General features: G+C 58.1%; 15 protein-coding genes and 1 pseudogene. 10 read left to right on the forward strand and 6 right to left on the reverse strand.

Annotation, left to right across the window (positions count from 1 at the left end):
* Nucleotides 1-257: 257 nt before the first annotated feature.
* From Q4B98_RS10635 to Q4B98_RS09265, 3 genes are read right to left on the reverse strand one after another with little or no spacing between them, the layout of a single operon-like run.
* Nucleotides 258-674 (reverse strand): transposase, encoded by a 417-nt coding sequence (locus Q4B98_RS10635; protein ID WP_368492341.1) that lies wholly within the window; start codon nucleotides 672-674, stop codon nucleotides 258-260.
* Complete coding sequence (locus Q4B98_RS09260; protein WP_303196956.1) at nucleotides 650-877, reverse strand: transposase; 228 nt, start codon at nucleotides 875-877, stop codon at nucleotides 650-652. The genes Q4B98_RS10635 and Q4B98_RS09260 overlap by 25 nt, the downstream gene beginning before the upstream one ends.
* Nucleotides 846-1,142, reverse strand: a complete 297-nt coding sequence (locus Q4B98_RS09265; RefSeq protein WP_303196957.1) for a hypothetical protein — start codon at nucleotides 1,140-1,142, stop codon at nucleotides 846-848. The genes Q4B98_RS09260 and Q4B98_RS09265 overlap by 32 nt, the downstream gene beginning before the upstream one ends.
* A gap of 366 nt (nucleotides 1,143-1,508) precedes the next feature.
* Between Q4B98_RS09265 and Q4B98_RS10640 the strand changes: the two genes are divergently transcribed.
* On the forward strand, nucleotides 1,509-2,054 hold the full coding sequence (locus Q4B98_RS10640; RefSeq protein ID WP_368492344.1) for a helix-turn-helix domain-containing protein: 546 nt from the start codon (nucleotides 1,509-1,511) through the stop codon (nucleotides 2,052-2,054).
* Nucleotides 2,055-2,555: 501 nt separating this feature from the next.
* Here Q4B98_RS10640 and Q4B98_RS09270 read toward each other — a convergent pair.
* Nucleotides 2,556-3,980, reverse strand: coding sequence for a PLP-dependent aminotransferase family protein (locus tag Q4B98_RS09270; protein ID WP_368492342.1), 1,425 nt, complete (start codon nucleotides 3,978-3,980; stop codon nucleotides 2,556-2,558).
* Between the two features lie 88 nt (nucleotides 3,981-4,068).
* Between Q4B98_RS09270 and Q4B98_RS09275 the strand changes: the two genes are divergently transcribed.
* The 5 genes and pseudogenes from Q4B98_RS09275 to Q4B98_RS09290 all read left to right on the forward strand — a co-directional run bounded on the left by Q4B98_RS09275 (nucleotide 4,069) and on the right by Q4B98_RS09290 (nucleotide 8,805).
* Nucleotides 4,069-5,295: a Tm-1-like ATP-binding domain-containing protein gene (locus Q4B98_RS09275; RefSeq protein ID WP_303196959.1), complete on the forward strand. Its 1,227-nt coding sequence runs from the start codon at nucleotides 4,069-4,071 to the stop codon at nucleotides 5,293-5,295.
* A 16-nt stretch (nucleotides 5,296-5,311) separates the two neighbouring features.
* The gene (locus tag Q4B98_RS09280) at nucleotides 5,312-6,145 is read left to right on the forward strand and encodes a phosphoenolpyruvate hydrolase family protein (protein ID WP_303196962.1); all 834 of its coding nucleotides are present in this window, start codon (nucleotides 5,312-5,314) and stop codon (nucleotides 6,143-6,145) included.
* 292 nt (nucleotides 6,146-6,437) lie between these two features.
* Nucleotides 6,438-6,758 (forward strand): annotated as a pseudogene (locus Q4B98_RS10645) (helix-turn-helix domain-containing protein); the annotation flags it as partial.
* Between the two features lie 690 nt (nucleotides 6,759-7,448).
* Nucleotides 7,449-7,589 carry a hypothetical protein gene (locus tag Q4B98_RS09285; RefSeq protein WP_303196963.1) on the forward strand — a complete coding sequence of 47 codons (141 nt, stop codon included), beginning with the start codon at nucleotides 7,449-7,451 and terminating at the stop codon, nucleotides 7,587-7,589.
* Nucleotides 7,590-7,635: 46 nt separating this feature from the next.
* Nucleotides 7,636-8,805, forward strand: coding sequence for an MFS transporter (locus Q4B98_RS09290; RefSeq protein ID WP_303197011.1), 1,170 nt, complete (start codon nucleotides 7,636-7,638; stop codon nucleotides 8,803-8,805).
* 279 nt (nucleotides 8,806-9,084) lie between these two features.
* On the opposite strand, the gene Q4B98_RS09295 is transcribed toward Q4B98_RS09290, so the two are convergent.
* Together Q4B98_RS09295 and Q4B98_RS09300 are read right to left on the reverse strand one after the other, a co-directional pair.
* Nucleotides 9,085-10,068: a malate dehydrogenase gene (locus Q4B98_RS09295; protein ID WP_303196965.1), complete on the reverse strand. Its 984-nt coding sequence runs from the start codon at nucleotides 10,066-10,068 to the stop codon at nucleotides 9,085-9,087.
* Nucleotides 10,069-10,258: 190 nt separating this feature from the next.
* Nucleotides 10,259-11,110 (reverse strand): formyltetrahydrofolate deformylase, encoded by an 852-nt coding sequence (locus tag Q4B98_RS09300; RefSeq protein ID WP_303196966.1) that lies wholly within the window; start codon nucleotides 11,108-11,110, stop codon nucleotides 10,259-10,261.
* 196 nt (nucleotides 11,111-11,306) lie between these two features.
* On the opposite strand from Q4B98_RS09300, the gene Q4B98_RS09305 reads away from it, so the two are divergent.
* From Q4B98_RS09305 to Q4B98_RS09320, 4 genes are all read left to right on the forward strand, one after another.
* Nucleotides 11,307-13,517, forward strand: coding sequence for an NADP-dependent isocitrate dehydrogenase (locus Q4B98_RS09305; RefSeq protein WP_303196967.1), 2,211 nt, complete (start codon nucleotides 11,307-11,309; stop codon nucleotides 13,515-13,517).
* 297 nt (nucleotides 13,518-13,814) lie between these two features.
* Nucleotides 13,815-15,212: a hemolysin family protein gene (locus tag Q4B98_RS09310; RefSeq protein ID WP_303196969.1), complete on the forward strand. Its 1,398-nt coding sequence runs from the start codon at nucleotides 13,815-13,817 to the stop codon at nucleotides 15,210-15,212.
* Nucleotides 15,209-16,447 carry an aminoglycoside phosphotransferase family protein gene (locus tag Q4B98_RS09315; RefSeq protein WP_303196971.1) on the forward strand — a complete coding sequence of 413 codons (1,239 nt, stop codon included), beginning with the start codon at nucleotides 15,209-15,211 and terminating at the stop codon, nucleotides 16,445-16,447. Before Q4B98_RS09310 ends, Q4B98_RS09315 begins: the two co-directional genes overlap by 4 nt.
* Nucleotides 16,448-16,654: 207 nt before the next feature.
* Complete coding sequence (locus Q4B98_RS09320; RefSeq protein WP_303196973.1) at nucleotides 16,655-17,770, forward strand: BMP family protein; 1,116 nt, start codon at nucleotides 16,655-16,657, stop codon at nucleotides 17,768-17,770.
* Nucleotides 17,771-17,790: the final 20 nt, after the last annotated feature.

Below are 17,790 nucleotides of genomic sequence, written 5' to 3' on the forward strand. Positions count from 1 at the left end.
TCGCGGCGTACACCGATGGTTCCTGTTGCGGTTCATGGGGTTTTTGACGCTGCTGGAGAGGGGGCAGGCCCCGTTAGGATAGTAGTTTGAAAATAACCGCCTGATTAGGGAGCCTGCCGGTGAGTAATCACCGTAACCCACTTTTGACCGGACGCCTGGTTGAGCGTTGCCGAACCCGTCCGATCGCCCATGGTGGGCTTCGAGTTGGGTATCAGTTGGGTTACCGAAAGTACATGGGTTAACCGGCTCTTCGTACTTTAGGTGGGGGTGGTTATGTTGAGTCCTCCGCCGTTGAGGAGTATGCGGAGGCGGTAGTTGTGCCGGTTACGGAATCCTGTGGCGATACGGCGGCCGAGTTCGATGATCCCGTTGGTGGTTTGGGTGCTGCCGGTACTAGCACTGTTGGTGTCGAAATAGGGTAGGAATGCTGTCTTCCAGCGCCGTAGCGTTCTACCGAGTCTGGCAATCTCGGGGATCGGGCAGGCAGGCAGTGAATCGATCAACCGTTGTGCAAGGCGGCGCCCCTGAGCGGGTGTGGGTTGGCCGAACACGTCTGGAATATCTTGGGCACACTGGTAGGCGACCTCGAGTGAAATGTGGTCCCGGTGCGCAGCAAACGCTTCTGCTAAGCGTATGCGTTGGCGTGGGGTCAGTCGTTGCCGGCCAGCACGCACAAGGTTACGGATCCCATATAACGGGTCGCCTTTGCGTCCCCGATGACCGACAGTCCCTGGATTCGCCGTCTGACCTCATCAAGGGCACCGGTGGCGAGTTTGACGATATGGAAGGCATCCAGCACGCAGGTGGCGTCTTTGAGTTGATCGTCAATAGCGTTGGTGTATCCCCTAGAACGAGTCGAGTGTCGCGATCTTGACACCAGCACAGAACGCGTGACCGCGTTGGCTAAGCCAGTCCCGGTAAGCCTTGCCAGAGCGGCCGGGAACCAGGTCTAGCAGCAGGGCTCGTAGGTGTTTGTGCTGGTTCGGGGTCAGGTTGACCATTCCGGTTAGTTCCTTCGGGCCTTTGCGGCGTGGATCACGGTGGTGCCAGATGTGCTCATCAACACCAAGGATGGTCACACCATCGAAGCGAGACTCGTCATCGGCTGCAGCTTCCAACAGTGGCTTGATCGACGACCACACGGTGCGCCATGGGGTGCCGAGTTGACGGGCTAGACCCCTGAGTGAGGCATTCTCACGTGCCAGCTGGCCAATCGCCCACCAGCATGCCCGAGTAGTTAGTACAGATCATAGACGGGCGAGGTTATTGTCTTGTTCGGTCAACGAGCCTACCGGGCAGGCTGGATCGACACACCGCCAAGTTCGTTTACGCCACACCAGCTCTACCGGCCGACCGTAACAGGGTATATCGACCAGTCTGACACTGCGTCGGCCTCGACTGTGTGCAGTGACCCCCACAGGTAGGACACCCCGCCTATGCGGTGGCGACTTGATGACCACCTGTAGAGATACTCCTTGGTCGTTATGTGGCTGGCTGATCTCAATGACATGGAAACCTTCAAGGCTGACCAGCCGATCACACCGGGTGCAATAAAACGAGGTACAACCAGTGCACGCGCACGCGTTAGACTCACACACGTCGAGGCTTTCCGATTGGCTAGTTGTGTCATAACCAATTATCGGAGGCCTCGCCCCCTTTCCCCCAAGCGATCACCGAGAGCTGCTCACCCCCACCTCAAATACCAAGAGCCGGGAAACCAATATCGCTGCCACCCAGAGGCTGGACTGGCTGATCGGACCAGTCGGCCTGCCCGGTGTCCCCATCAAACCCCTACTGAGATTGTCGAGACCATCGCTAGGCTGCGGCGGGAACGACAGTGGTCGGCCCGGCTGATCTGTATCGACCTGGCAGATCGCGGTATTCGGATTTCTCAGGCCACGGTTGGGCGGTGGCTACGCCGGCTTTGGGCTGCACCGTCGACGTGTCCTCCACACCGATCCGTACACCAGCCCGGATCACCCCCCCGGTATCGGGGACGCATGATCCATCCCGGCATTAAAAAAGGTGGCCGGATACCTGAGGGAGGGGGATGACGTCTCCACGGCAGGGCTGTCACGCCTAGCTGCGGCACAGTAGGCGACGCCTATGTGTGACGGGTTGTCCCGGCTGGCCTACACCGAACCCTGTGCCGACCAGATGGTTTTCATGCTGGTAGGGGTTGTGGGGTCGTGCGACGGTTTTTCTTGTGCCGTCCACGGTATCGACGCCATCATCACAGTCACTGACAACGGCCCGTGTTACACCAGCTACATGGTCACATCCGTGCTGGTCGATGGAGGCCACACTCACAGATCCGCCTCCAGGCTCCGTAGTCGCAACGGCACCATTGAACGGTATAACCGGATCAAGCCCCGAGGAGCTTCTTGACGCCCGCCCCTACCGTTGGGAAGCTGGACCGGTCCACACCATCGGTGTAGGCAACATCCACAACACCTAGCATCGACCCCACACCGCCTCACCAGACCAGCCACCTCGCTACTCCCCACAGGCGTAAACAACGTCATGCGCAACTACAACTAGGCGACTCCACCGAATCACCGTCCCACTGCCACCCGTTGCAGCATTCTTAGCGCGTTCACGATCTCTTCCGGCTCATGCCAGACAGGCAGCCGTAACATCGTCCTTTGTCCGTCGTAGGCTGAATACCCAGGACCGGGCGCCAGTCGAATTCCCAGTCGTTTAGCGGCCTCAGCAAGGGCTTGGGAGTCAGTATGAGTATCGACCCACAACCCGGTACCGTCCTGCGGTCTAAACCATGTCCACGATGGAAAGAGATCGCTGACAGTTCGACACGTCACTTCACGACCCACCCGAAGTAATTCTCGGCGTTCTCGACGTGCATCTTCCACATATCCCATAAGGCTTACTGCAACCAACTGCGTTGATATAGGACTTGCGAGGTCGTCAGCTTTTCGACGTTCAACTAGTTGCCGCACTCGAGTCGGGCTAGCTCGTAACCACCCTATCCTTAAACCTCCCCAGAATAGTTTCGACAATGTTCCAAGAGTGATCACGAGATCATCACTCGCCTGTCGCGCCAACATTGGCGCAGGGATCCCTGATCTAGTTAGGTCGTAGGAACAACAGTCCTCCACTACTGGAACGCCGTAACGATCAACCAGTGACGCGAGTGCGATTCTATGATCGGAGGACATCGTCAGCCCCGTCGGATTGTGGATCGTGGTCTGGCAATGAAGCATGGCCGGGCCACGCGCTAAACCTCTCTCTAACAAGTCAGGATCGACAGTTGTAGCTGTCAACGGGACTGTCTCCACTCGCGCACCGGCTAACCGCAGTTCTTCCAGCTCACCACGATAAGTCGGTTCTTCTACGAGCACCGTATCCCCAGGGGAAACTAAAAGCTGTGTGGCCAGATGACACGCGTGCTGCGCCCCATTGGTAACCATCACTTGTTGAGGCGTAGTTGGTAGGCCATCCTGAGTAAGTCGGTTAGCAATAACCTCACGTAGCACGGGCAACCCTGCCGGGAAATAACCGTCAGTATCAAAATACTCGTCCATACCGACCGGTGCTTCAGCCAATACTTTCCGCGCTATAGAGGAAGCAGGTAGCGCCCCGGTCGATAGATCAATCATCTTTGAGGTAGTGTCACTGAACGAAGACAGCCTGCCGTCCGTGGTCACCGCCGCGCGTCCGGACCTCACCCTTGTTCCAGACCCGACCAATGCGGCGATGTGACCGGCGGCTTCGAGAATTCCGAATGCCTCCGCCACGGTTTGTCGCGATACTTGAAAAGTGGCGGCACATGTCCGTTGAGATGGCAATATCGCTCCAGCTGGTAAAAAACCGGCATCAATCAGGTCCAATAGCGCGCTTGCTAATGATTCTGGGAGCGCTTGGGCAGGCTGGCTCCAATCCCCCAACATTCGACTCAGACCAGCAGGGTCAACTCTGACGACCACAACCAAAGTATCACTCTTTTGAGTGCGCAACGTCATAGCTCTCAGGCCAATTGGGTCTAAGTGGCCTATCACCGCCAGAGTCACCGAGCTAGCGTCTTGGGTGCACGATCACGAAGGAGTGCTCATGGCCACAATTGCTCTGCTGGGAACCCTGGACACTAAAGGAGACGAGTTTGACCGGCTGCATCGGCTCATCATTGAGAACGGCTGCCAAGTCATCACCATCGACGTCGGATCGTTTTCGACCAGCCCAATGGCCGATTGCACATCCGATGACGTTATTTTGGCCGCGGGAGAATCGCCTGAAGACCTCCGAAAGCGCCGTGACCGTGGCGAGATGATGGACGCCATGGGGCGCGGGGCCTCAGTCATCGTGTCCACCTTGGCTGACAAGGGCACAATCCACGGCTTGCTATCTCTCGGTGGATCGGGAGGCTCGTCTGTCGCAGCTTCGGTGATGCAGGCGTTACCAATTGGATTCCCGAAACTCCTCGTATCAACGATGGCGTCAGGGGATGTCAGTTCATATGTTGGGCAAACCGACGTCACTCTCATGTACTCGGTGGTCGATGTGGCAGGCTTTAATTCTGTCTCCCGCATGGTGTTTTCAAATGCTGCAGCCGCCATCTCTAGCATGGCATCTAACTATGAGAAAACCAGAACCGCACATAGCACGTCTAACAGCAAGCCCATCATCGGGCTGACTATGTTCGGTTTGACGACGCCAGCTGCAGACGAAGCTCGCAAAACCTTGACCGACCTCGGATATGAGGTCCTTGTCTTTCACGCTACTGGCTCGGGGGGAAAGACGATGGAAAAACTCGCGTCTTCTGGTCTTCTTGCGGGGGTCTGCGACCTGACAACGACCGAGCTTGCCGATGACCTTTGTGGTGGCGTCCTCTCAGCGGGACCTCACCGCTTGGAGGCCGCTGGTATATCAGGGATCCCTCAAGTCGTCAGTCTTGGTGCCCTCGACATGGTCAACTTCGGTCCGCCCAGCACCGTCCCAGAGCGATACGCAACACGCACATTGCATGTGCATAACCCCACGGTCACGCTCATGCGAACCAACGCCAGCGAAATGGCGGAGCTCGGACATCGTATAGCAAAGAAAGCTGCTGCATCCCACGGCCCGGTATACGTGTTCATACCGGCTCGGGGAGTCTCTGGTATCGACAGTGTCGGGGCTGACTTCTACGACCCGACCGCCGACGAAGCTCTGTTTAACGCGCTCAAAGACGACCTGAAAAACACGCACGTCAACGTTATCGAGCTTGATCAAAACATCAATGATGTTGGTTTTGGCAGAGCGATGGCCGAAACCCTCCACGACCTCATAACTCAGAACTGATCGGAAAGGAAAACACATGATGAACCGCAGGGACATTCTGGACACGTTCCGCAAACAGGTTGCCGACGGCACACCCATTGTTGGTGGTGGAGCTGGAACCGGTATTACAGCCAAGTCCGCCGAGGCCGGCGGCATCGACCTGCTGGTGATTTACAACTCAGGCCGGTTTCGTATGGCCGGCCGCGGATCTCTTTCGGGCCTCCTCGCTTACGGAGACGCCAATGAGATCGTCATGGACATGGGTCGGGAGGTCCTTCCCGTCGTCAAACACACTCCTGTTCTCGCGGGAGTCAACGGCACTGACCCCTTCCGAGTCATGCCTCGTTTCCTAGCCCAACTCAAAGAAGCCGGATTTGCTGGAGTCCAAAACTTCCCGACCGTAGGTCTCATCGACGGCACGTTCCGTGCCAATTTGGAAGAAACGGGGATGAGTTACGGCTTGGAAATCGACATGATCAAGGCAGCTCATGACCTCGACCTCATCACCTCACCCTACGTCTTTGATGTTGACCAGGCTAAGGACATGGCGCGTGCCGGTGCCGACATACTCGTCCCCCATATGGGTCTGACAACCTCCGGCACTATAGGCGCAAAGACTGCGCTCACCATCGAAGACGCCGCAGCCAAGGTCCAAGAACTCGCAGATGCTGCCAAGTCCATCAACCCAGACATTCTGTGTCTGTGTCACGGCGGCCCCATCGCCAACCCGGAGGATGCCCAGTACATCCTCGATCATACCGACGGCATTGTCGGCTTTTACGGGGCTTCATCGATCGAGCGCTTCCCAACAGAAATCGGTATCAAAAAACAAACCGAAGACTTTAAAGCCCTCTCGTTCAAAAAACACTAAGGCATTCTATTAAGTATCGGCGGTCAGCTCCGATAATCGTGGTTGACCGCCGATCATTATTGGCCCATAACGATTAAGAGAATCATCACAAACGGGGGCGCAGATCGGATGTGAATCTTCCGGCTTCCAGCAATGATCGGGTGATGTAGTGGGTCACGTTCCGGAACCCCAGGGCTGTGCCGCGTAGGTGTTCTAGGCGGCCGGTGGATCTCCTGTGTTTCCCGCTCTTGATATTTGAGCTGCTCACCCCCACCTCAAATACCAAGAGCCGGGAAACCAATATCGCTGCCACCCAGAGGCTGGACTGGCTGATCGGACCAGTCGGCCTGCCCGGTGTCCCCATCAAACCCCTACTGAGATTGTCGAGACCATCGCTAGGCTGCGGCGGGAACGACAGTGGTCGGCCCGGCTGATCTGTATCGACCTGGCAGATCGCGGTATTCGGATTTCTCAGGCCACGGTTGGGCGGTGGCTACGCCGGCTTTGGGCTGCACCGTCGACGTGTCCTCCACACCGATCCGTACACCAGCCCGGATCACCCCCCCGGTATCGGGGACGCATGATCCATCCCGGCATTAAAAAAGGTGGCCGGATACCTGAGGGAGGGGGATGACGTCTCCACGGCAGGGCTGTCACGCCTAGCTGCGGCACAGTAGGCGACGCCTATGTGTGACGGGTTGTCCCGGCTGGCCTACACCGAACCCTGTGCTGACCAGAAGGCTTTCATGCTGGTAGGGGTTGTGGGGTCGTGCGACGGTTTTCTTGTGCCGTCCACGGTATCGACGCCATCATCACAGTCACTGATAACGGCCCGTGATAGGCACATGGTCACATCCGTGCTGGTCGATGAAGGCCATCAACCATCAGCGGATTCGCCCCTACACTCCACAGTCGCAACGGCACCATTGAACGGTATAACCGGATCAAGCCCCGAGGAGCTTCTTGACGCCCGCCCCTACCGTTGGGAAGCTGGACCGGTCCACACCATCGGTGTAGGCAACATCCACAACACCTAGCATCGACCCCACACCGCCTCACCAGACCAGCCACCCACCTCGCTACTCCCCACAGGCGTAAGCAACCTCATGCGCAACTACAACTAGAGTTCCGTAGTTTTGCCCACTACATCACCAGATCACTGCTGGAAGCCGGAGGATTCAAACCCCACCTACATCGTTAATTGCGAAGAGGTCTTATCTTGCATGGCTGCCGATACCAGTATGTGATACTTCTTTCTCGGTAATCACCACCAGAGTACTGTTGCCAAATCCGAAACTCGGCGACCCTAAAGGGGGAGAGGGCTATGTCCAAGACAGTTGAGTCTAAGAAGGCGCAGACCATCGAGACCAAGCCCACGCCCATGGTGAAGCGGCTCACACTTTCCGAGCAGATGGCCATGATTAATAGGAAGAATCACGAAGAATGTCCGCTCGTTATGAGATGAATGGCACCTGTCAGCTTTGCAAGTTTACTAAGCAACTTGGGTGCCGATGAGAGTCCGTTCCGAAAAGAGTCTGTCGAAGGCAAATATTCAGCTCGTCGTATGTATCTGCCTATCGAGTCTTGGTAATGCTCTAACGGTCCCATTCTTCGCCGTTTACTTACAGCGAGAATTTGGAACTCGTAGCGCTTCTATCGCGCTTGCCTTACCTGCACTTGGCGCCCTTTCTGCGTACCCCTTTGTGCCAAAGCTTAAATCACGCTTGCCGATTCAGAGGCAGGTAACTCTAGGGGCGATGCTTGCAGCAGCCTCTTTCGTGGTAATGGCTATCTTCTATCAAGAACGTTTAGTTTTTGGCGCCTCTCTCTATGGCTACGGGATTGCTAATGGTGTAGTCCAAGCTAGTTTGAATCCATTATTAAAAGGGGTAGTAGATAAGGGTCAACTGACCAAAATATACTCACTTCGATATCTTGGTATGTACGTTGCGATTTTGATTGGGGGATTCTTGGGTAGCTGGGCGTCTACTGAAAGGCCGAGAATCTTCGGATGGCTGCTGTTTTTCAATGCGGTGACTTTCGTCGTCCTTGGTCTCGAAGCAAGTAGGTTTTCTCTCAAGAGCAATCCGCGTAGCTTGGCCGCTTCGAGCAGTATTCTGCCAAAGAATTCAAAGGAGGCACGATTTCTACTCTACCAGCTGGTTGCTGTGATGGGCGGATTCGGTCTCGGAGAGACAACCCTCCCCATGTGGGTTTCCGATCAAGGTGGTACACATGCCCAAGAGTTTTTGACGACTTGGATTCTAGTAGGAACGGCAAGCGCAATCATATTACAATTTTTCATTGGTCGAAAACTTGCTCATTCATCTCATATATCAAGTCTTAAATCTGTGTCATACACCTGGCTTGCTGGAGGGGTAGTTGGATTTGCTTTTCCTATGCTCAGCAAATCAGCTGGATCTCTAGTGATAGTTGCGGCAATATCACTTCTGTTTAGCTTTGGAAGTTCAATCTATGACGCTCACTATTATCCGCTGCTCATGGAATCGACAGAGGGCAGAGAGTTGGAACTTTCGTCCGCTGCTTCACTCACATGGTCAACTGGCCTGTTTATTGCTCCACTAGTGGGGGGACTCATGCTTTCAATCAGTGGTCAAGCCGTCTTTGCAGTCCTCGTCTGCGCTTCGCTACTGATGCTCGCAGCTCTACCACATGACTAACTGTAGTTGCGCATGACGTTGCTTATGCCCGTGGGTAGTAATGAAGCGCGTGACAGGAACACGGGCGTGGCACAGCGTTAGGGTCAGGCAACCTGGCCCCCGACATCACCCGATCAGGAAGCCGGCAGATTCATCCCGGCCTATATCCGCACTCATGAACAGGCGCTCTTCCAGAGTAACTGCGCGACAGAGGTGGCCCGATAGCCACATCGCCACCCGCTACACCGTCAATTGAAATGGGCCCGGAAACCAAGGTTTCCGGGCCCATACGTCACAGGATCAGATGAGGCCGAGTTCCTTGACGGCGTCGCGTTCGTCGGCGAGTTCTTTGGCGGAGGCGTCGATCTTGGCGCGCGAGAAGTTGTCGATCTCGAGACCCTGAACGATGTCGACTTTGCCGTCCTTGATGGTGACGGGGAAGGAGGAGATGAGGCCCTCAGGTACTCCGTAGGAGCCGTCGGACGGGATGGCCATGGACACCCAGTCACCCTCGGGGGTGGAGTTCATCCAGTCACGCATACACTCAACGGTGGCATTCGCGGCGGAGGCAGCGGAGGAGGCACCGCGGGCGTCGATAATGGCTGCGCCGCGTTTGGCGACCGTTGGGATGAATTCGTTTTCGATCCACGCCTCGTCCACCAGATCGGCAGCCTTCTGGCCTGCGACCTCGGCATGGAAGACGTCGGGGTACTGGGTGGAGGAGTGGTTGCCCCAAATGGTCATGTGGCGCACGTCGTTGACGGTCTTGCCGGTCTTGCGAGCCAGCTGTGTCTTGGCGCGGTTGTGGTCCAAGCGGGTCAGGGCGGCGAAGTGATCGTTCGGGATATCGACCGCGTTGGTGGCGGCAATCAGGGCATTGGTGTTGGCAGGGTTGCCAGTGACGAGAACGCGAACGTCGTCGGCAGCAACCTCATTGAGAGCCTTGCCTTGGGCGGTGAAGATGGCGCCGTTCTTGGTCAACAGGTCGGAACGCTCCATACCGGCCTTACGAGGCATGGCACCGACGAGGAAGGCGGCGTTAACTCCGTCGAAGACCTTCTTTGGGTCGTCGCCGACCTCGATGTTCACCAGGTTGCCGAAGGCACAGTCGTCAAGCTCCATGACGACACCCTCGAGAGCCTTGAGGGCCGGGGTAATTTCGAGTAAACGAAGTTCGATGGGAGTGTCCCCGAGCAGTGAGCCGGAGGCGATGCGGAACAGCAGGCTGTAACAAATCTGGCCGGCAGCACCGGTAACGGCAATCTTGACTGGGGTCTGGGTCATGGATCTCTCCTTGAAAGTCCTCGATGACGCTTTGGATACCTCCGAGCGTACTCGCGGACAGCCCGCGAAGTGGGCCGGAGTAGTTATTCTCGCCAAGAACAACTGACGGCGGTGAGAATTTTCCCGTTACAAACTCACACAGCTGGGCAGACTCACACAGCTGGAAGGTTTTGCCTGGCTGTCGGGGTCGTCAGCTGAAAATGACGGTACGCATACCGTCCAGGAAGGTGCGGTGTTCGGCGAAGAGACGCACGGCTTCGTTGAGGGTTGCCGACTCGATGTCCTGTCCAATTGCCGTCAACTGGGCGACGGTTTGGGAATGATCGACGCGCTGGACTCGCTGTTCGAGGATGGGTCCCTCGTCAAGGTCGACGGTGACGAAGTGGGCCGTCGCGCCAATGAGCTTCACCCCGCGGGAATGGGCCTGACGGTAAGGATTCGCCCCTTTAAAACCGGGCAGGAACGAGTGATGAATGTTGATACAGCGTCCCGACAGCTGCTCGCACAGCTCGGGGGAGAGGATTTGCATATAGCGGGCCAACACCACCAATTCGACATCAAGGTCATTGACAGTGCGCAGCACCTCCCGTTCGAAGGCCCCCTTGGATTCCTTGTCGACCTTTTGCCACCGGAAGGGCACCTTGTGGAACTCTGCCAGGTCAGCAAGGTCAGGATGATTGGCCATCACTTGGACGACGTCGATAGGCAATCGGCCGTTGGCGCGGTTGAACAAGAGGTGTGACAGGCAGTGGGGTGCCTTGGAAGCAAGGATGAGAGTGCGGACCGGGCGTCCCAGCTCGTCAATTCGGAACTTCGCCTGGTACCGGCGTGCCTGTTCTGCGACGGCGGATTCTAGATCAGCCCGGCTGCTCACCGACTCGACCTGCAGTCGGATGAAGAAGTTTCCGGTATCGGTGCTGGTGAACTGCTGGCACTCGGTGAGGTTGCCGCCAATGTGAGAACACGCCCCGGTAACGGCGTGGACGAGTCCCGGCTGGTCGGGGCTGGTCCAGGTGACAACGAGCTGGTGGGGTTCCGACATGACCGGTACGGTAGTCGGCCCGGCGTCCAGGGGAGGGAGGTTTCAAGGGGCGGATTGGGGCAGCTTGAGGTGTTCAGCCATGTTGCGTTGCTGACCGAGCCGTTTTGTCCCCTTTCTCCACTATTGTGAGATGCAGTGCCGCACCGGTCCTTCGACGGTCGGATTGCGGTGTTCCCTCGACCACAGGAGTTCGTGAATGCCCACCATCGTCTGGACCAAGATCGACGAAGCACCCGCCCTCGCGTCATATTCCCTGTTACCCATCGTGCGGGGATTCCTCGACGAATCAGGTATCGACATCACGACCTCGGATATTTCCCTGGCAGGGCGCATCTTGGCTCAGTTCCCGGATCGTCTGAGCGAGGATCAAAAGGTGGCCGATCACCTGGCCAAGCTCGGTGAACTCACCGGATCTCCAGACGCGAACATCATCAAGCTTCCCAATATCTCCGCGTCCATCCCGCAGCTCAAGGCTGCCATTGCTGAGTTGCAGTCCCAGGGCTATGACTTGCCCGATTTCCCGGATAAGCCCGCCACTGGCGAGGAGAAGGAGATCGCCGCCCGATACGCCACCGTGCTCGGCTCGGCCGTCAATCCGGTGCTGCGTCAGGGCAACTCCGACCGTCGTGCCCCAGCTGCTGTCAAGGCCTACGCCAAAGCTCATCCACATCGCATGGGCGCATGGACCGATCAGGTCAAAGCCCGCGTCGCGCACATGGACTACGGCGATTTCTTTGACCACGAGGAGTCCTTCGTCTCTGGCGGGCAGGACCTCGACGTGGTTCTCGTGGGAGCCGATGGCTCACAGACCACCCTTGCCAGCGGAATCAAGACCCTTGAGGGTGAGATCGTTGACGCGACCTTCATGTCGGTTGACGCCCTCGACGAGTTCTATGCCGCCACCCTGGCCAAGGCCAAGGAGGAGGACCTGCTGTGGTCGGTCCACCTCAAGGCCACCATGATGAAGGTGTCCGACCCGGTCCTCTTCGGCCATGCGGTTCGCACCTTCCTGGCTGACGTTTTCGACAAGTTCGGTGCCGACCTTGACTCTGTAGGCGTCAACCCGGATCTCGGCCTGGGGGATCTCTACGCTCGTGTGGACAAGCTGCCCGCCGACCGCGCAGCCAAGGTCAAGGCCGCCATCGACTCCGCTTTCCGCGCTCGACCTGCCCTGGCTATGGTCGATTCGGACAACGGCATTACCAACCTCCATGCTGGCAACCTCGTCATCATCGACGCTTCGATGCCGACCGTCGTCCGTGATTCCGGATGTATGTGGAATGCCGAGGGCAAACGTCAGGAGACTTTGGCCTGCATACCCGACCGCAGCTACGCGACGATGTATGCCGCGATCATGGACGATTGTCGTCAGAACGGGGCCCTTGACCCTGCCACCATGGGCGATGTCCCTAACGTTGGTCTGATGGCCCAAAAGGCCGAGGAGTACGGCTCCCACTCGACCACCTTCACCGTCGCCCATGACGGTCGTGTCGAGGTGCGCTCCGGCGATGAGGTGCTGACGAGCCAGCAGGTCGAGGCCGGCGATATCTGGCGTATGAGTCGTGTGCGTGACATCCCAGTGCGCGACTGGGTGCGCCTGGCGGTCGAGAGGGCCCGTGTGACGAATACTCCGGCAGTGTTCTGGTTGGACGAGAATCGCGCTCATGACGCCCGCGTCATCGAGAAGGTCAAGGCCTACCTGCCCGAGCACGACACCAAGGGCCTGGATATTCGTATCCTCGCGCCAGTCGAGGCCATGAAGTTCACCTTGGAGCGCGTGCGTCGCGGTGAAGACACCATCTCAGTAACCGGTAATGTGCTGCGTGACTACCTCACTGACCTCTTCCCGATTCTCGAAATTGGTACCAGCGCCAAAATGCTCTCGGTTGTTCCGCTGCTGGCTGGCGGTGGCCTGTTCGAGACCGGCGCTGGCGGCTCGGCTCCCAAGCACGTTGCCCAGTTTGTCGCTGAGAATTACCTGCGTTGGGACTCTCTGGGTGAGTTTTGTGCCCTGGGAGCCTGCCTCGAGCACATCGACCAGACCACCGAGGGCACCAAGGCGGGAGTGCTCGCGGCCACCTTGGACAAGGCCATTGGCGCTTTCCTGGAGAACGACCGTTCTCCGGCACGCAAGCTCGGCCAGATCGACAACCGTGGCTCCCACTACTGGCTGGCCCGGTACTGGGCTGGTGAGCTGGCCGCGCAGAAGGACGATCCCGAGCTTGCCGACCGATTCTCCGACGTCGCCACTGAGCTGGCTTCCCGCGAGACTCAGATCCTTGACGAGCTCAACGGGGTCCAAGGCAATCCGGTTGACATGGGCGGTTACTACCACCCCGACGAGGAGCTTGTTGAGGATGCCATGCGTCCCAGCTCGACTTTCAACGCCATCATTGAATCCTTGTGAGGGATTGAATCTTTGTCAGACGAGGTGAACCGACGCCGATCGTTCAACATCATCGGCGTCGGTATCGTCCAACAACTCGGTTTCGGGACAATGACTGGTGATGGTTCAAAAACCACCTCGCCCTGGCCGTTGCGAGGTTCTCGACGTGTTCAGGTTCGGGTCGGTTTTCGCGGCAATGACACCTTGCCTAGAGTTTGTTGGCCCGACCCCTTATTCTTGATCTCATGCACAATGACGACCGGGAGGGCGATAGTCCCTTCATCCTTGCCTCTGTGACGAGAGGAATGGTGACGGTTCGTGGCTGACGTCCTTGAGAACGCCGCCCTTATCCTTCTTTTCATCCTCCTCGGAGGAGTGTTCTCCGCCGCCGAAATGGCGTTGGTGAGCTTGCGTGATTCTCAGGTCAAGCAACTGGCAGTCACCCGCGGGTCTCGCGGCCGTTCCATCCAAAAACTGCAATCGAATCCCAACCGGTTCCTGTCTTCAGTCCAGATCGGTGTCACGGTGTCGGGCTTCCTGGCCTCGGCATTCGGCGGTGCGACGTTGGCCAATCAGCTGGCCCCGGTATTCGTGTCCTGGGGAATGTCGGCATCCGTCGCTAGCACGGTGGCCCTCGTCATCATCACGATCATCATTTCCTACTTTTCGATCGTGCTGGGAGAGCTAGTTGCCAAACGCCTTGCCATGCAGCGTGCCGAAGGTTTTTCGCTGGTCCTCGGTCCGATGGTCAATGGCATTGCTACCTTGTTCCGCCCGATCATCTGGTTCCTGGGTGTCTCAACCAACTTCGTCGTCAAGATTCTTGGCGGCGATCCCGGAGCTGCCCGCGAAGAGGTCACCGACGAGGAGATCCGTTCCATGGTCGTCTCCTCAGCTACCTTGGGCGATGAGGAGCGCACCATCCTCGACGAGGTTTTCGCAGTGGGGGAGAAGTCCTTGCGAGAGGTGATGGTTCCTCGCACTGAGGTGGACTTCCTGCAGGGATCGATGACGGCTGCTCAGGTGGCCCAAATGGTCCGTGACGGCTCCCACTCCCGGTACCCCGTCATTGATGGATCGGCCGATCGAGTGCTCGGATTCGTCCACGTCCGTGATCTGCTTGAGCTTGACCCCCAGAGTCGCAACAGCCGAGTTTCCCAGCTTGTGCGTACGGTCATCTCCCTGCCCGACAGTGTGAAGGTGCTCAAGGCCTTGACGGAGCTGCGTCGCACCCATGCCCATCTGGCCATCGTCCTTGACGAGTACGGCGGTACTGCCGGCATTGTGACTCTTGAGGACCTCGTCGAGGAGATCGTCGGTGACATCACGGACGAATACGACACCGTCGAGCCTTCTGACCTGGCTCACGTTCGACAGCGCGATATCGACGGACTGACGACGATCGAGGAATTCTCCGAGAAGGTTGGTCTGGTGTTGCCGGAGGGTCCATATGACACCGTTGCCGGCTACTTTATGGCCCAGACCGGGCAAGTCCCGGTTAAGGGAGCCCAGGTCAATGTCCATCTGTTCCCAGTCGGTTTCATTGCCGACGACGACGAGGAACAGGAGGAACTCGCTCCCAACGTCGAGCTGACGGTGACCGAGGTCGATGGTTTGCGTGCCGCATGGCTGAGGGTTCGTAGGCTCGATGCGCCAATCGTGACGTCCGGGGCCTCTGCTGCCCCGCATTCTGATCGGGAGGCGGCAAGCGCGTGAAACGACCCGCGTGGCTCGGCGGTCCTGGAAAGGATGCTGACGGGGCAGTTCTGCTGACCGGCCCAGAAGCCGGAGAACTCCTGACGGCAGCCGTCGAGCACTCCGGCGGGATTCTGTTGGACTGGCAGCTTGACCACGTGGACGCCAATCCAGGCCAATCCACCACGGCCACGTATCAGGCTCGCGTGCAATGGCAGACGGGGGAGCGGCAGGAGCTTTTTGGTATGAGTGCGCGTGCCGACGGTCCTGCGATGACCGATTCGCGCGCCGACATCTATGTCGATGGTTCTCGCGAGGTTGCGATATGGCGATATCCCGATGATCCAGACCTGCCCGGGCTGTCTCGGGCCGCTTATCCCGAGCACATGGCGGCGATCATTTCTGATTTGGGGCTGGTTGGCGGTCCCGTCAGCGCTCCAGAGATCAATCTGCGGATGATCGGGTATCGACCCAGGCGTCGGGCGGTGCTGTGCGTCGAGGTTGCTCAGCGACGGTTCTATGTCAAGGTTCTGCGTGACGGCATTTTCCAAGCAACTCTTGCCCGTCACGAGCTACTGACACGCGCGGGCGTGCCGAGTCCCCGCGTCGCCGGGATCACTGACGACAATTTGCTCTTCTTGACCGAATTGCCGGGACGTCCTCTCAGCAAGGCCCTGTTCGAGCCAGGGAATCCCTGCACAGCCGAGAGCCTTGTTGGGCTGCTCGACCAGCTGCCTGCCCAAGTATGCGACCTGCCCCGACGCTCCCCATGGAGTGAGTCGGTGGACCATTACTGTCGCATGGTCTCCGCCGCCATGCCCGATCAGCAGGCTCGCCTGGAGCGGATGGCGCGCACGATTTCTCAGGGGCTGTCGGGCGCACCGCAGGGTAATGAGCCAACCCATGGCGACTTCCATGAGGGCCAGATTCACGTCTGGAATGGCCAGGTGTGCGGAATCCTCGACGTCGACACCATCGGGCCAGGGCGTCGTGTCGATGATCTTGCCTGTTTGGTCGCCCATCTGTCGACGGTGCAGCACATGAATTCTTTGCAGGCTAACCGGATGAGACAGATCTTGGCGGCATGGGTACCGGTCTTTGATACCAGAGTCGATCCGGTGGAGCTGAGGCTGCGCTCCGCCGCAGTGGCAATATCCCTTGCGACCGGACCATATCGAAGCCAGGAAACCAACTGGGCTGCTGAGACGACCTCGATCATTGACGCAGCGGAAGCCTTGGTCAATCAGGTTTCCTAACGGGCCGATTCGTCCTATGCCGATTCGTCCTATGAGGTGGGCACCGGTGTCAAACGTGCCAGGGCATTTTGCCACTTCTTGGGTTCACTTTCGCCGTTGAGGTGTCGATCCCGCCACGAAAGGGTTACAGTTTGATGGCCCGGGAGGTGAAATCTGCCGCGCGGGCTCCCTATTCGTCGGATCATCGTCTGCTCCAGGAGGCAGTCCGTGAAGAAGTCACACCTCGCTATCCCCGCTGTTTTTGCAGCCGCAGCCCTGTCGCTGTCGGCGTGTGCGCAAGCTCCGGACGAGTCCTCGGGTTCCTCGTCGAGTTCGGCCGCCGCCTCGGCGAACGCCAACTCGAATTCGGGTGAGTTCAAGGCCTGCATGGTCTCTGACTCCGCCGGCTTCAACGACAAATCCTTCAACGAGACCTCTCTGAAGGGCCTCACCAAGGCCGCTAGCGACCTTGGTGCCAAGACCGCAAAGGTCGAGTCGAAGGACGACAAGGACTACGCCACCAACCTGCAGTCGATGATTGACGCGAAGTGCTCGATCATCGTCTCCGTCGGTTTCCTGCTTGAGGAGCCGACCCTGGCCGCCGCCAAGGCGAACCCGAACGTCAAGTTCGCCATCGTCGATGACAACCCGCAGGGTGCCCCGTCTAACCTCAAGCCGCTGATCTTCAACACCGCCCAGTCCTCCTTCGAGGCCGGTTACTTGGCCGCCTCGCTGACCAAGACCGGCAAGGTCGCCACCTTCGGCGGCATGAAGATCCCCACCGTCACCATATTCATGGATGGTTTCGCCCAGGGCGTCGACTACTACAACAAGCAAAAGAACAAGTCGGTCAAGGTTATCGGTTGGAACGCCGAGAAGCAGGACGGCCAGTTCGTCCCGCAGCCCAACCCGTTCCAGAACGTCTCTGGTGGTAAGACGACTGCTCAGGCCCTGCTTAACCAAGGTGCAGACATCATCCTCCCGGTCGCCGGCAACGCAGGTAACGGCGCTTTGCAGGCTGTGAAGTCCTCCGGAGGCAAGGCCAATGCCATCTGGGTTGACGGCGACGGCTGTGAGACTCAGCCCTCCTACTGCTCCAACATCATCACCTCGGTGTACAAGGGTATGGATGTCGCTGTCTTTGATGCCATCAAGGCTGCTAAGGACGGCTCCTTCGACAACAAGCCGTACATCGGTTCTCTTGAGGACGGCGGCACCGGACTGTCCCCGTTCCACGAGTTCGACTCCAAGGTGCCCGCTGAGGTCAAGGAAGAATTGAACACGATCAAGGCCGACATCGCCTCCGGCAAGATCGAGATCACCTCGAAGGCCCAGCCCAAGTGAGCTGTCAGCGCGAACTCGGT

This window comes from Cutibacterium sp. (assembly GCF_030525615.1).
Taxonomy (GTDB): domain Bacteria; phylum Actinomycetota; class Actinomycetes; order Propionibacteriales; family Propionibacteriaceae; genus Cutibacterium.

Bases quoted from the DNA above. Each gene is read 5' to 3' on its own strand.
- Q4B98_RS10640 (WP_368492344.1), top strand. From the start codon at position 1,509: ATGGAAACCTTCAAGGCTGACCAGCCGATCACACCGGGTGCAATAAAA.
- Q4B98_RS09270 (WP_368492342.1), bottom strand. From the start codon at position 3,980: ATGACGTTGCGCACTCAAAAGAGTGATACTTTGGTTGTGGTCGTCAGA.
- Q4B98_RS09275 (WP_303196959.1), top strand. From the start codon at position 4,069: ATGGCCACAATTGCTCTGCTGGGAACCCTGGACACTAAAGGAGACGAG.
- Q4B98_RS09280 (WP_303196962.1), top strand. From the start codon at position 5,312: ATGATGAACCGCAGGGACATTCTGGACACGTTCCGCAAACAGGTTGCC.
- Q4B98_RS09285 (WP_303196963.1), top strand. From the start codon at position 7,449: ATGTCCAAGACAGTTGAGTCTAAGAAGGCGCAGACCATCGAGACCAAG.
- Q4B98_RS09290 (WP_303197011.1), top strand. From the start codon at position 7,636: ATGAGAGTCCGTTCCGAAAAGAGTCTGTCGAAGGCAAATATTCAGCTC.
- Q4B98_RS09295 (WP_303196965.1), bottom strand. From the start codon at position 10,068: ATGACCCAGACCCCAGTCAAGATTGCCGTTACCGGTGCTGCCGGCCAG.
- Q4B98_RS09300 (WP_303196966.1), bottom strand. From the start codon at position 11,110: ATGTCGGAACCCCACCAGCTCGTTGTCACCTGGACCAGCCCCGACCAG.
- Q4B98_RS09305 (WP_303196967.1), top strand. From the start codon at position 11,307: ATGCCCACCATCGTCTGGACCAAGATCGACGAAGCACCCGCCCTCGCG.